Consider the following 13,960-nt stretch of genomic DNA (forward strand, 5'->3'; position numbering starts at 1 on the left):
AAACGTGAAATCAGAGAAAGAGGTCGAGGCGAAAGTAGATCGGGGTTTCGCGATCGCTCAGCGCGTCGGGGCGTTCCAGCGAATGAGCGAAAGTCACCGACGTCGCGAAATGCTGACCGCGAGCGAACAGCTCGACTGAGTTACTGGACACGCGACCATGCTGGTCGCCGTTGTAGCGATCACCCCGGATCACGCCTTGGTCGTATCCCAGGCCGATGCCGTATTCATAGAAGACCGAGCGCAACCAGCCGAGATTGACCGGACGCGTCCAGCGCAGGTCACTGCGCCAATAACCGCCGCTGTCGCCGGACAGGTTCTGGTCCTTGATGCCGCGCATCGACGACTGTCCGCTCAAGCTCATGCGTTGCGGGCTGAACAACACATCTCCACTGCGCTGCTCGGTGGCCAGGCTGGTGAAGCTGAACGTTTCGCCCCACAGGTTGAAACCCTGCAGGTAACTCACGGTGGCGGTGTATTTGCGATAGCGGTCGTTGGGGTCGCCGTGCTGTTCGACCTTGCGACTCTGCGCATCGAAAGCGCCGATGCCTTGCTGCATGCCCAGATCGAGGTTGACGAACGCATTGCCGATACGACGGCCATGGTTGACGCCAAACTGGGCTTCACTGATGCGGTTGCTGCTGACTTCCAGGCGGTTGCCGTCCAAGTAGTTGTTGCCGCGCAGGTAGGCCAGGCCGCCGTTGATCGACGTTTTGCTGACCGAGTCGCGATGTATCACGCGCTCGGCACGAAACTGATGGTTCTGGCTATCGCCAGTTTGCTTGAAGGCAAAACCGTTGCCGTACGCCTGCGAACCGTACTCACTCTGGCTATAGGCATAATTGAAGTTCCACCAGCCCCAGGGCACGTTGTAGTACGCCGTGGTGCTTTTGGAGCTGCGGTGATGGTCACTGACGGCATCATGGCTGCCGCGCAATACCAGCTGATCGGCCAGACCCAAGGGGCTGTCCCAATCAAGACCTGCCCCCCACTGCTGCTGACCGGTGCTGCGCTGGCCATCGTTATTGCGCGACAGCGAAGCACGCCAAGGCTTTTGTGCAGCATTCCTGACCAGCACGGTACTGCCCCCCACCGCCTCGCCAGGCGCCAGCTCCATTTGCGCACCGTTGGACGGCAGGCGATTGAGCTGGTCGACCAATTGCTCGACTTCGCGCAAATTGAGCAGCTCGCCTACATGGCCCGGAAAAGCCATGTTCACTTCCCGTGGCGATAACCCGCTGTCATCGGCAGGTCGAATGCCTTCCAGGCGGCCTTCAACCACTTGAAGCGTGAGGATGCCGGTCGACAGGTCCTGTTGCGGCAGGTAGGCACGACTGGTGACCAGGCCCAGTTGCAGATAGCGATCGGTGACGCCCCCCTAGCAACTCGTTGAGTTGCTTAACACCCAGGCATTGGCCCAGGTAGGGCTGCACGAGCTCAGTTCTTTGAGCGGGGCCGAGGGTGTCGGCGCCCTGGATGTCGATACGCTGGATAGTGAAGCAGCGGGCGTCCTCCATGGCTGCAGGCGCAGAAGGGCGGGCCTGCTCGCCGGGAAGCTTCTTGAGCTCCTCGAGCCGCTGCCGCTGCTCCTGTAATAGGCGATCTTGACGGTCGCGAATGAAGTCCTGCTCGCCCGGGGTAGTGGCAGCAGCGAAGGCCTGAGTTACAAAGAAAATGCAGGCTACGGAGTACCAATTTATATAGCGCGCTGCTATTACCCACATATTCAATCCCTGATACCGGAGCGGTTTTGTATCTGCTCAATGCGGCGGGATGATATTTAGCCATCAAATTCACGTCAAAGATCAAATGTGTCCATTTTCGACAGCACGTGGACTCTTTGAGACTTTTAGACACAACTTGATTTATCGCTATGATTTTCTAGATAGTTAGCTAGCAGCACGCTCAGGGCCAATATTATCTACTTACTATTTAAATCAGTAACTTAGCTCAATTTAGTGCACTTAGCCCGTTCGACTGCCGGTGATTCAAGGCTTGAACATTTCCCTACCCATTCGTAGGCAAAGTCTTATAGACAGCGTTTTATAGTTCTGACCGATGCAATAGAGTTGGCCGATCTTTGCAACCTCGACAAGTACAGGGCCGAAATTTCCTAAACAAGTCCAAATTTTATAATAATGAATTTTAACAAGTGGTGTTAAGCATGCAGCCAGCCAAATCACAATGAGAACTTCGGCTCGTCGACGCATTGTTGCGTTCACCTTCCTAGCTGATCCGGACCGATGTGAAGCGACGCTTCAGGTATCAACGTTGCGGCTTGGCAAGGGTTTCTCTACATTCTCCAGATGATCTTCGAGTACCTCGGTTCCCTCTCGCGAAAGAGACGCAGAAAAATGGACCTCACTACCCTCCTCCTTTTCATCCCCGCCTGCTTCGCCCTGAACATGGCTCCAGGCCCCAACAACCTGTTGTCCATCAACAACGCCGCCCATCAAGGCTACAGGGCCGCGTGCCTGGCCGGGTTCGGGCGGCTGGTGGCATTCAGTGTGATGATTGCACTGGCGGCCATGGGGCTGGCGGCGGTGTTGTTCGCATCCGAATGGTTGTTTCTGGCCATCAAGACGGTGGGCGCGCTCTACCTGCTGTGGCTGGCGTGGAGCCTGTGGACCGGCGAGCCCGTCGACATGGCAGGGGACTCCACGGCCGGTGGTACCGACCTGTGGCGGATGCTGCGCCGCGAGTTCCTGATCGCCGCGGGTAACCCCAAGGCGATCCTGATATTCACCGCGTTCCTGCCGCAGTTCGTCGATCCGCAACAACCCGTAGGCGCCCAGTTTGCGGTGCTCGGCGCGCTGTTTCTGGTTTTGGAATGGGTCGCCGTAGCTCTGTATGCGTACCTGGGCGTAAACCTCAAACGCTGGCTGAATACGGTGCAGGCCAAGCGCCGCTTCAACCGGGCCTGTGGGGGGTTGCTAGGCTTGGCAGGCGTTGGCCTGCTGTTTGCCCGTCGCGGGCATGCCTGAAGCCTGAAGTGCCAGCATTGGCCTGTAGCAACTGGTAACGTGCATTCGTTAGCGCACAACGAACCTTGTTGCCAGACCGGCGTCCGACCTAGGCACGCCCATCGCTTGAGGTCCGCCTGTGAAAGAAGCCATCGCCAAGAAATACCGTTTGATGATCAAGACCATGGGCTATGTCGGCTGGTCGTTGTTCTGGCTGCTGCTGTGGGATATCGCGGTCACCGTCGACTTCATGCTGTTCCTCAATACCAAGCTGAGCCTGCCGATCATGCCGTTGACCCTGTTGGGCTCGGCGCTGATCGTATTGATCAGCTTCCGCAACAGCAGCGCGTACAACCGCTGGTGGGAAGCACGGACGCTGTGGGGATTGCTGGTCAATGCGTCGCGCAGCTATGCGCGCCAGGTGCTGACCCTGATCGACGACGAAGGTGATGACGTAAACCCGGTCAAGGCCACCTTGCTGCGGCGTCACGTGGCCTATGTGAACTGCCTGGCGGCACACGTGCGGCACATACCCTGCCCACCCGAAGTCGCGGCGTTCATCAGTGCCGAGGAGTTCGAGCGACGCGACAGCACCAACAACTTTTCCAACGACCTGTTGACCGGTTCTGCAGCGTTGATCACCCGCGAATACAAGGCCGGTCGCCTGGACAGCATTCGCTTGGCACGCCTGGAATCGACCATGGTGGACATTTCCAACTGCCAAGGTGGCATGGAGCGTATTGCCAACACGCCACTGCCCTACCCCTATGTCTACTTCCCTCGATTGTTCATCACCGTGTTCTGCCTGATCGTACCGATCGGCCTGGTGGATTCCCTGGAATGGTTCACGCCGCTGGCCTCTACCGTGGTCGGTTTCATGCTGTTGGCCATCGAGCGCATCGGCACCGACTTGCAGAGCCCGTTCAAGGTCAGTGAACATCAGATCCAGATGGACTCGCTGTGTGAGAACATCGAACGCAACCTGCAGTCGATGCAGCGCGACACGCAGGAAATGCGTTCCGCGTAGTCTGACGAACATCGGTGACCGTCGAGCGCTTCGCAACCCGAGCGCGTCGATTTCACAACTCACTTGGAAACCCCTCATGAAAGCCATCGCTTACACCCAGAACGGCACGGCGTCCGTGCTCACCGATATGCAACTGCCTGCGCCCACACCGGGCCCGCGTGATCTGCTGGTGCAGGTCCAGGCCGTTTCGGTCAATCCGGTGGATACCAAGGTGCGCAAAGGCGCCGCCGTCACCGAGCCGCGGGTACTGGGCTGGGATGCGGTCGGCACAGTCCAACAGGTGGGCGATCAGGTCAGCCTGTTCAAGGTCGGCGACAGCGTGTTCTACGCCGGCGCCATCGACCGCCCCGGCAGCAACAGCGAACTGCACCTGGTGGACGAGCGGATCGTCGGGCACAAGCCGCAAAGCCTGGACAACGCCCATGCCGCCGCCCTGCCGCTGACCTCGATCACTGCTTGGGAATTGCTGTTCGACCGCCTGGGCGTGCCCGAAGGCGGTGGCGAAGGCCAGAGCCTGCTGATCATCGGCGCGGCGGGTGGCGTTGGCTCGATCCTCACGCAATTGGCGCGCAAGCTGACCAAGCTGACCGTGATCGGCACGGCGTCGCGAGATGAAACACGTCAGTGGGTGACCGACCTGGGCGCTCACCATGTGATCGATCACAGCCAGCCGCTGGTGGCGCAGCTGGAAGCCATCGGTGTCGGCCAGATCGACCACGTGGCCAGCCTGACCCACACCGACACGCACTTCGAGCAACTGATCGAGGCCCTGCGCCCTCAGGGCCAACTGGCCTTGATCGACGACCCGAAGACCCTCGACGTGATGCCGATGAAGCGCAAGGCCCTGTCGCTGCACTGGGAGCTGATGTTCACCCGCTCGCTGTTCCAGACTCCGGACATGATCAAGCAGCACGAACTGCTCGAACGCGTGGCCGAACTGATCGACAGCGGCGTGTTGCGCACCACCCTGGGCGAGCACTACGGGGTGATCAACGCCGCCAATCTGATCCGCGCCCACGAGCTGATCGAAAGCGGCACGGCCAAGGGCAAGATCGTCCTGGAAGGCTTCTAAGCCTCAGCGTGCGCTCGGTACCTGCCGGGCGCTTTCCCAACCGCCACCCAGGGCCAGGAACAGGTTGATCTGCTCCATGGCCACCTGAGTGTTGGCTGCCGCCAGTTGTCCGCGCACATCGGTGTAGGTGCGCGTCGCCTGCAAGTCCGCCAGGAACGATGCACGCCCGGCACGGAAGAACTGATGGGTCTGGTCGGCCGCCTGCTGCGCCGATTGCTCGGCATCGGCCAGGGCATCACGGCGCTGCAGCAAGGCGGCGTATTGCGCCAGACCCGTCTGGGTCTCGCGGATGGCATTGAGCACCACACCATCGAAATTGGCCAACGCGGCCTGGGTCGAGGCTTCGGTCTCGCGAATCCGCGCCCGCGCGCCATTGGTGGGCACGTTCCAGTTGATCAGCGGGCCGATGCCCCAGCGATTGGTAGCCGGATGCCCGAGGTCGTCGAGAATACCCACCGTGCCGACCGTGGCGCCGATGCTGATGTCCGGGTACAGCTGACCCGTGGCCACGCCGATATTGGCGGTGGCCGCCGCCAAACGGCGTTCGGCCTGGCGAATGTCGGGACGACGCTTGAGCAGCGCGGCGCCATCGCCCACTGGCATCAATTGATTGATACGCGGCAGCTCGGCGCAGTTGGCCACGTCGGCAGGCAGCTGTGCGACCGGCGTGGCCAGCAGCATCGATAATTTATACAAGCCAGCCTGGCGCGAGGCCTGGTAACGCGGCAACTCCGCGCCTAGGGACTTGTACTGAGTTTCGGAACGCGTGACCTGGGTTTCGTCGCCACGGCCGGCATCGCGCAGGCGCTGGGTCAGTTGCACGCCTTCCTGCTGCAGTTCGAGTGAATGCCGGGCAATCTCGTATTCCTCGTTGGCCGCGCACACTTGGGTATAGGCGCGCACCACATCGGCGACCACGGTGATGCGTGCGGTGTCGGCGGCGGCCTGGGTGGCGTCGGCACTGGCACGCGCCGCTTCGATGCCGCGCTTGAGCGTGCCCCATAAATCGAATTGGTAGGACAAATTGAGCGAAGCGCTGCCCAGGTTATCCACAGGCAGTTTCTCGGTCATCAGGAAGGCTTCGCCTGACTCCTGCAAACGCTGCGCCTCGGCCTTGGCGTTGAAATCGAACCCGCCTTCGGCCTGGGCCTGCTCGATCTGCGCGCGGGAGCGAGCGATATTGGCCGCGGCCACGCGCAGGTCGGTGTTCGACGCCATGGCCTGGCGCACCAACGCATCCAGGCGCGGATCGTGGTACAGCTTCCACCAATCCTGCGGGACCGGCGCCGAGACCACGTTACTGTCGCCTTCGGCGAGCGAGCCCTGCAAGTCGGCTCGATTGAGCGCCGCTTCCTGAGGGGTATGGTAATCGGGCCCGACCATCTGGCAGGCCGACAACAGCAGCGCCGCCGCGAGGCCGGAAAGACGCAGGGCCTTGCTCATTGCGCCGCTCCCGCTACCACACCGTCTTCGATGATCGACACCGTGGCCGTGCGGCCGGCGATCAGGCGATAGCCTTCGGGCAGATTTTCGAAGGCAATGCGCACGGGAATCCGCTGCGCCAGGCGCACCCAGCTGAAGGCCGGGTTGACGTTGGGCAGCAGGTTGCTGCCACTGCTGCGATCGCGGTCTTCGATGCCGGCCGAGATGCTCTGCACCCGGCCCTGCAGACGCGTGTTGTCGCCCATCATGCGAATGTCCACGGCCTGGCCGACGTGAATCACGCCCAGTTTGGTTTCCTCGAAATAGCCATCGATATGGAACGAGGTGCCATCCACCACGGCCAGCACGGCGCGGCCTGCGGTGACGAACTCGCGCGGGCGTGGCGCGCGGTCGTTGATGAAACCGTCCACCGGGCTGCGGATCACCGAGCGATCGAGGTTCAGTTGCGCGGCATCCACGGCGACCTGGGCTTCGGACAACGCAGCCAGGGCACGCAATTGCCGCGACTGGCTCTCTTCGAGCTGCTCGCGGGCGACCAGGTTGCCCAGGCCACGGTTGCGCCGCAGTTCGCGCTCGGACTGGGCCAGGGTTTCCTTGCGCTCGGCCATGCTCGCCTGGGCCTGACGCAGGGCCAGGCGGAAGCGATCCTGATCGATGGTGAACAGCACGTCTCCGGCCTTGATCGGCTGGTTGTCGTGCACGTTGACGTGCTCGATCAGGCCGGACACATCCGGCGCAATCTGGATGATGTCGGCGCGGACATGGCCGTCACGGGTCCAGGGCGCATACATGTAGTACATCACCATGCGCCAGACGATGAACGCCGCCAGGCACACGAACAGCAGGGTCAAGACCAGGCGGCCAAAGGTGAGGATCGGTTTTTTCATAGCATCAGGCTTCGACAGATGGCGTCCACCGCGCCGAGCAGCACAGCGTAGAGAGCGACGTTGAAAAGAGCCCGGTGCCAGACCAGGCGGTAGAAATGCAGGCGGTTGAGCACGCCATGCAGCAACAGAAACAGGCCGTAGGTGAACACCATCATCACCAGGACGGTGGGCAGGAAGATCCCGCTGATATCCAGTTCGCCAATCACAGCGGTGCTCCATCGATGCCATGCGGCAGTTGTTCGGCGGCCTCGCCCGCTTCGGTGACCACTTCAGCACCCGGCAGCAATGCCAGGCGCAGGCCGCTCAAGGCATGCAGCAGATGCTCGCGGGCTTCTTCGGCCTCGGCCATGGCCTGCACGGTCAAGCCACGGCGCGCGCGGTCCATGGTCATGAGCAGACCCATGGGCGCAGGCAGGCGTTCACTGGCCTGGCGACAGGCTTGGAAATACTGCCCCACTTCACCGATCACCTGGCGCAGCAACGGCTGCACGGCGAGTGGCACACGCGGGCTGTAGGCCTGCATGTCGAGCAGGTTCAGCGCCACGCGGACATCGCGCAGTGCCGCGCTGGTGTCCTGCCCGGTCATGTTCAGGCGTGGCAGGTGCTGCATCAGCCGGTCGAGCATCTGCACGCCCATCGCGCGTTGTTCGGCCAGGCTCGCCGGGCGGGTGATATGCACCACGTCGCGCCAGCTGAACCGGGTCAGGCGCTTGGCCGCCAGCTCCACGCCGAAGGGCCGCACCACCAGCGTCCAGACGAAGGCGAACAACAGGCCCACCGGACCGGCCAGGTTGCTGTTGGCGAAATTCATGAAGTCCGCGTCGTAGGCGCCTTGGATGCTGATGAAGGACGAGGTGTTGACGATGGTCAACAAGGTGCCGAGGAAAAACCGCGGCTGCACGGTCAAGGTACCGACGACGATGAAGGGCACCGAGAAGGCCAGCACCAGCATCGGAAAGTCGTGCAGGTTGGGTAGCACCAGAAACAGGTAGAGGCTAGCGAACACCACTGACATGACGGTCCAGAAGAAGAACCGATAGATCTGCGGTGCCGGGTCGTCCATGGCGGCGAAGAAGCTGCACGCCACGGCGGCCAGGATCACGGCGCTGGCGCCATCGGTCCAGCCCAGCAAAATCCACAGCACCGAGGCAACGATGATCGCAGTGACCGTGGAGAACACCGAATACAACATCAAGCCGCGGTCCAGGAACGGCTTGAGCCGACCCAACCGCCAGTGCCGGTAGACCGCTCGCCACGGCAGGCGGCTGTCGGTCTTGATCGCCAGTTCCAGGCTGCGCAGGTCCTGCCACAGGTCGACCCATTCGCCCAGCCGGTACACTGCGTTGGAGAACAGCAACTCGCGGCGGTCGTCCAATTGCTCGGGGCTTGGCCGCAGGGCGTACAGCTCATCGCGCAGCGCTTGCCAGCGGGCCTGATCGGGATCGTCCACGCTGTCCTTGAGCCATTGCCGGGCCGATGCCATGACCGGCGCCAGACGCGCCACCAGTTCGGGGGTACGGCGCTCGATGGCGAACAGGGCATCGTCCAGGGCATCGATAACCGGCAGCAGATGGATCATGCGCCCGCGCAGTTCCCTGGCATTGCGCACCAGCTGTGGTCGCGCCCCTTCGTGGGGAAGCTGGCCGATCATCATTTCCAGCGAGTTGAAGGTGCCGACCATGGCCGAACGCAAGGGGCCGACTACGTCGCCTTTGACGTCCCGCGCCATGAAGCGGTCGCTGTAGCCGGCCGCGTCCTCGAACCATTTGCCGGCAGCGCCGACGAACACCGGAGTAAGCCGGCGCGGCCAGAACATCGCGCCCACCACCGCGGCGCAGACGATGCCCAGGCAGATCTCCTGGAAGCGCGAGCTGGCGATGTCGAACACCGCCGTAGGGTTGTCCACCACCGGCAGGGCGATCAGCGGCAAAGTGTAGCCCGACAGCATGAAGGCGTAGCTGTTGGCGGTACGCAGGTGCAACGACAGGTACAGCAACGTGCCGGTCCACAGGGCAATCACAGTAGCCAACAGAAATGGCGTCTGCACGAACAGCGGCACGAACAGCACGGCCGCAGCGGCACCGGTGAACGTCCCCACCGCGCGGTACACCGCCTTGGAACTGGTCGGGCCAACGAACGGGCTGGAGACGATGTAGACGGTCGCCATCGCCCAGTACGGACGCGGCATCTGCAGGATCATGGCGATGTACAAGGCGATCATCGAGGCGGCGAAGGTGCGTACGCCGTAGAACCAGTCCCGGGCTGGGGGCACATCGCTGAAAAAGCCTTTCACGGGTAATCACCCGGCGCGCCCTGTCCCGCTTCCTCGAATGCCCGTACCACGCGCAATGCCGCTTCCAGGTCCGCCGGAGCGATGTCCTTGAGCACTTCGCGACGCAGGCGCACCAATTCACCCTCGATGGACTCGGCCAAAGTGCGGCCGCTGGGGGTCAGGCTCAAGGCCTTGGCGCGACGGTCGGTGGGGTCTTCGCTTCGCACCACGAAACCGGCGCTGCACAGTTGGTCGAGCAGGCGGACCAGCGATGGGCTTTCCAGACCGGCCGCCTGGGCCACCGTGACCTGCCGTACGCCGTCGCCCAGGCGCACGATCAGCAACAGGGGCACGGCACAGGCTTCGGACACGCCATAGTTGGCCAAGGTGGCCTGACAGATGCGCCGCCAGTGGCGCGAGGCAACCACCATGCCGCTGCTGATGTTCAGCTGGAGCTTGTCGATGTTCATCGGGAAGGTGCGAATATTCATAGTTTGCTAACTATCTATATTCGCGGAACGGAAACATTTCGTCAAGAATGCCCGACCGAATGCAATCCCCTGTAGGAGCGGTCATCGGCCGCGAAAAACGCACCGCAGGGCGTCAGACACACCCCACGAGCCGTTCGCGGCCACGGACCGCTCCTACAATGGAACGTGAGCGACCGCGACGCGTGAATCCCTACCGCTCGTGCAACGCCTCGGCGCGGGACTTGATGATCGGCTTGAGCAGGTAGCTCAGGATGCTCTTCTTGCCGGTAATGATGTCCACCGACGCCACCATGCCCGGGATGATCAGCAAAGGCTTCTCATCGGAGCCCAAGTGGCTCTTGTTGGTCCGCAGCTTGATCAGATAGAAGGTGTTCTTCTTCTCTTCATCCTGCACAGTGTCGGCGCCGATCTGTTCGAGCGTGCCTTCCAGCCCGCCGTAGATGGTGTAGTCATAGGCCGTGAACTTGATCATCGCCTTCTGCCCCGGATGCAGGAACGCGATGTCCTGCGGACGAATCCGCGCCTCCACCAGCAGGCTGTCATCCAACGGCACGATCTCGGCCATGTCACTGCCCGGCTGGATCACTCCGCCGACCGTATTGACCAGCACCTGCTTGACGATCCCGCGCACCGGCGAGGTCACCATGGTACGGCTCACCCGATCCTCCAGTCCCTTGGCCGTGGCCTGGGTCTTGGCCAGATCGGTGCGCGCCTCGTTCAATTGGGTCAGCGCCTCACTGCGGAACTTGCCGCGGGTCTCGTCGATCTTGCGCTGCACCTCGCCAATCGCCGCCTGTGCACGCGGCACCGCCAGCGTGGTGCCGTCGAGCATGCCGCGGGTTTCCACTTCCGAACGGCGCAGACGCAGCACCTCGACCGGCGAAATCGCACCCCTGGCCACCAACGGCTCCGACATGCTGATCTCCTGGCGCAGCAGGTTCAGACTGTTGCGGTACTGCTCGGCCTTGGAAGTGAACTCGCGCAGCTCCTGCTGGCGCTGCACCAGTTGCTGCTGCAAGCCGCCGATTTCATCGGCCAACTGCTGGCGACGGCTCATGTACAGCGACTCTTCGTTGGCCGCCTGGTTGGGCACCGACTTGCGCGCCTGGGCGGTAATGTTCAGCGGCCGGTTTTCCACCTCGGCACTCAGGCGCTCCACCCGCAGCTCCATGGCCACCCGATCCGCTTCGGTTTCACCAACGTTGGACGCAAAGCGCGTGTCGTCCAGACGAATCAGCGGTGCGCCCGCCTCGACGATCTGCCCTTCCTTGACGTAGATCTGGGCAACGATGCCGCCTTCCAGGTTCTGGATCTTCTGGATGCGCGAAGAAGGAATCGCCTTGCCGTCGCCTTTGGTCACCTCGTCGATCACCGCGAAGTGCGCCCAGGTGAGCAGAAACACGAAGAAAGCGATCACACCCCAGATGGTCAAGCGCACAATGCGCGGCGCATCGTCGATCAGCGCTTTCTCGACCTCGGGCAAAGGCTGGCCGTCCAGGGAATCGGAGCCTTTGAAATAGCGTACGAGGGAATTCTTGAAGCCGCCGGAAGAGGATTTAAGCAACACTGATCTGCCCCTTCTTCAATGCTTCCATGACAGCAGCCTTCGGCCCGTCTGCCAGAATCTGCCCACGGTCGATCACCAACAGGCGGTCGACCAGGCTCAGCAGCGAAGCACGGTGGGTAACCAGAATCACGGTCTTGTTCTCGATGACGGCTTGCAGGCGCGCTTTCAGGCGTTCCTCGCCGGTGTTGTCCATGGCGCTGGTCGGTTCGTCCAGCAAGAGAATCGGCGGGTTGAGCAACAGCGCCCGCGCCAGCGCCACGTTCTGCCGCTGGCCGCCAGACAGGTTCTGTCCGCGCTCGCCCACTTGCAGTTCATAGCCTTGCGGATGCAGCCGGGCGAATTCGTGTACCCCGGCAAGCTCGGCGGCCTGCAGGACCATTTCGTCATCGACGTAGCGCGCACCCGAGACCAGGTTGTCCCGCAGCGTACCGGACAACAGCTGGATGTCCTGCGGCACGTAACCCATGTTGTGGCGCAACTCGCTGACGTCGATCTGGCGAATGTCCACGCCATCGACCAGCAGCGAGCCGGCATCGGGCTGATACAACCCCACCAGCAGCTTGGCCAGCGAGCTCTTGCCCGAGCCACTGCGGCCAATGATGCCGATCTTCTCACCGGGGCGCACGCTCAGGTTGATCCCGTGCAGGGCCTGGTTCTGCTGGTTCGGGTAGGTGAAGTCGACGTTGCGAAACTCCATCGCGCCCTGCAGCACCTGGCGGCTCAACGGGCGCTCGTCGAAATTGCGCTCCTGGGGCAGCTCCATCATCTGGTCGACCGACACCATGGTCACCTTGGCCTGCTGGTAGCGGGTGAGCAGGCCGGACAACTGCGCCAGTGGCGCCAGCGCACGACCACTCAACATGTAGCAGGCCACCAGGCCGCCCATGCTCAGGTTGCCTTCGATGATCTGGTAGACACCGAAGATGATGATCGCCACGCCGGCCAGTTGCTGGATCAGCAAGGTGATGTTCATCGACAGGCTGGACAGGGTCTTGACCCGCAATTCCAGGCGGCTGAGCGTACCGATGGTCTGCTCCCACTGGTACTGGCGCTCGCTTTCGGCGTTGTTGGTCTTGACCCCATCGAGGCCGCCCAGGGTTTCGATCAGGCTCGACTGACGCTCGGCGGCCAGCGCCATGGTTCTTTCCAGCGTCTTGGTCAGGGGTTTCTGCAGGAAATAGCCGATACCCAGCGCCAACGGAAACGCGACCACCGGAATCCACACCAGATGCCCACCCAGCAAGGCGATGACCAACAGGATGAGAATCGTGAATGGCAGGTCGATCAGGCTGGTCAGGGTCAGCGACGTGAGGAAGTCCCGCATGCCCTGGAATTCGTGAATGTTCTGCGCGTAACTGCCCACCCGTGCCGGACGGCTTTTCATCGACATGCCGACGATGCGCTCGAACAACGTGGCCGAGATGATCAGGTCGGTCTTCTTGCCGGCCAGGTCCAGGCACAGGCTGCGCAGGCCCTTGAGCAACAGGTCGAACAGGTAGGCACCGCAGATACCCACCGCCAGCACCCACAGGGTCGCGGTGGCCTGGTTGGGCACGACGCGGTCGTACACGTTCATCACGAACAGGGGTGCGGCCAAGGCGATGATATTGATCACCAGGCTGGCCGCGATGGCGTCGGCATACAGCCAGCGCGAGCGCTTGAGGGTGTCGCGGAACCAGGAATGGGCACGCGGGATCAGCGAGCCGTTGGTGACGTCGAACTTGTGCTGCGGCTGGGCGAAGAACACCCGTCCCGTGAAGTCCTGAACCAGCACCTCACGCGCCACGCGCACTTCGCCGCCATCGCTTTCGCTGAGCAGCAAACGCGCGGTATCGCCTTCCCAGCCCAGCAGCACGGCGCAGCGTGCGTCCTTGAGCATCAGCATGGCTGGCAGGGCGATGGAAGGAATCTGTTCCAGCTTGCGTTGCAGCACCCGCCCCTGCAGGCCGGCGCGAGCAGCGGCGCGCGGCAGCAGGTCGGCGGTCAGGCGTTGCGAAGGCAGCGGCAGGCCCGTGGTCAGCATGGCTCGGCTGGCGGGTTTGTGATGCAGCGAGCACAGGGTCAGCAGGCCGTCGAGCAACGGATCGTCATGCTGGCTGCGTGGGTCCTGGCTGAGTAGTACCGAACTTAATTCCGAATCCACGCTGACACTCTCTTATCGCTCATTGAACACCTCGATCCCTGTGGAATCAGTTCATCTCGCCGAATCTTGCGGCGGTTTGGGTTGTATTTGCACAAGGG

10 protein-coding genes and 1 pseudogene are annotated in these 13,960 nt (G+C 62.2%); 3 read left to right on the forward strand and 8 right to left on the reverse strand.

Annotation, left to right across the window (positions count from 1 at the left end; translation table 11 throughout):
- Positions 1-10 precede the first annotated feature (10 nt).
- A pseudogene (locus tag LT40_RS15435) lies at positions 11-1,721 on the reverse strand (ShlB/FhaC/HecB family hemolysin secretion/activation protein).
- A gap of 630 nt (positions 1,722-2,351) precedes the next feature.
- Between LT40_RS15435 and LT40_RS15440 the strand changes: the two are divergent.
- The 3 genes from LT40_RS15440 (at position 2,352) to LT40_RS15450 (ending at position 5,059) form a co-directional block, all read left to right on the forward strand.
- The gene (locus LT40_RS15440; RefSeq protein WP_043191840.1) at positions 2,352-2,981 is read left to right on the forward strand and encodes a LysE family translocator; all 630 of its coding nucleotides are present in this window, start codon (positions 2,352-2,354) and stop codon (positions 2,979-2,981) included.
- A 118-nt stretch (positions 2,982-3,099) separates the two neighbouring features.
- On the forward strand, positions 3,100-3,987 hold the full coding sequence (locus tag LT40_RS15445; RefSeq protein ID WP_043191843.1) for a bestrophin family protein: 888 nt from the start codon (positions 3,100-3,102) through the stop codon (positions 3,985-3,987).
- Positions 3,988-4,063: 76 nt separating this feature from the next.
- Positions 4,064-5,059 carry a zinc-binding alcohol dehydrogenase family protein gene (locus LT40_RS15450; protein WP_043191845.1) on the forward strand — a complete coding sequence of 332 codons (996 nt, stop codon included), beginning with the start codon at positions 4,064-4,066 and terminating at the stop codon, positions 5,057-5,059.
- A 3-nt stretch (positions 5,060-5,062) separates the two neighbouring features.
- Here the strand turns inward: LT40_RS15450 and LT40_RS15455 are convergent, their stop codons facing one another.
- The 7 genes from LT40_RS15455 to LT40_RS15485 form a co-directional block, all read right to left on the reverse strand.
- The gene (locus LT40_RS15455; RefSeq protein WP_043191847.1) at positions 5,063-6,502 is read right to left on the reverse strand and encodes an efflux transporter outer membrane subunit; all 1,440 of its coding nucleotides are present in this window, start codon (positions 6,500-6,502) and stop codon (positions 5,063-5,065) included.
- The gene (locus LT40_RS15460) at positions 6,499-7,389 is read right to left on the reverse strand and encodes an efflux RND transporter periplasmic adaptor subunit (protein ID WP_043191850.1); all 891 of its coding nucleotides are present in this window, start codon (positions 7,387-7,389) and stop codon (positions 6,499-6,501) included. Before LT40_RS15460 ends, LT40_RS15455 begins: the two co-directional genes overlap by 4 nt.
- Positions 7,386-7,595 carry a DUF1656 domain-containing protein gene (locus tag LT40_RS15465; RefSeq protein ID WP_043191852.1) on the reverse strand — a complete coding sequence of 70 codons (210 nt, stop codon included), beginning with the start codon at positions 7,593-7,595 and terminating at the stop codon, positions 7,386-7,388. The genes LT40_RS15460 and LT40_RS15465 overlap by 4 nt, the downstream gene beginning before the upstream one ends.
- Positions 7,592-9,682, reverse strand: coding sequence for an FUSC family protein (locus LT40_RS15470; RefSeq protein ID WP_043191854.1), 2,091 nt, complete (start codon positions 9,680-9,682; stop codon positions 7,592-7,594). The genes LT40_RS15465 and LT40_RS15470 overlap by 4 nt, the downstream gene beginning before the upstream one ends.
- On the reverse strand, positions 9,679-10,131 hold the full coding sequence (locus LT40_RS15475) for a MarR family winged helix-turn-helix transcriptional regulator (RefSeq protein WP_043193740.1): 453 nt from the start codon (positions 10,129-10,131) through the stop codon (positions 9,679-9,681). Before LT40_RS15475 ends, LT40_RS15470 begins: the two co-directional genes overlap by 4 nt.
- 211 nt (positions 10,132-10,342) lie before the next feature.
- A complete protein-coding gene (locus tag LT40_RS15480; protein ID WP_043191856.1) occupies positions 10,343-11,719 on the reverse strand; it encodes an HlyD family type I secretion periplasmic adaptor subunit in 1,377 nt (458 codons plus the stop codon).
- Positions 11,709-13,862, reverse strand: coding sequence for a type I secretion system permease/ATPase (locus LT40_RS15485; RefSeq protein ID WP_043191858.1), 2,154 nt, complete (start codon positions 13,860-13,862; stop codon positions 11,709-11,711). The genes LT40_RS15480 and LT40_RS15485 overlap by 11 nt, the downstream gene beginning before the upstream one ends.
- Between the last annotated feature and the right edge of the window lie 98 nt (positions 13,863-13,960).

The sequence above is a fragment of the Pseudomonas rhizosphaerae genome (assembly GCF_000761155.1).
Classification (GTDB): Bacteria; Pseudomonadota; Gammaproteobacteria; order Pseudomonadales; family Pseudomonadaceae; genus Aquipseudomonas; species Aquipseudomonas rhizosphaerae.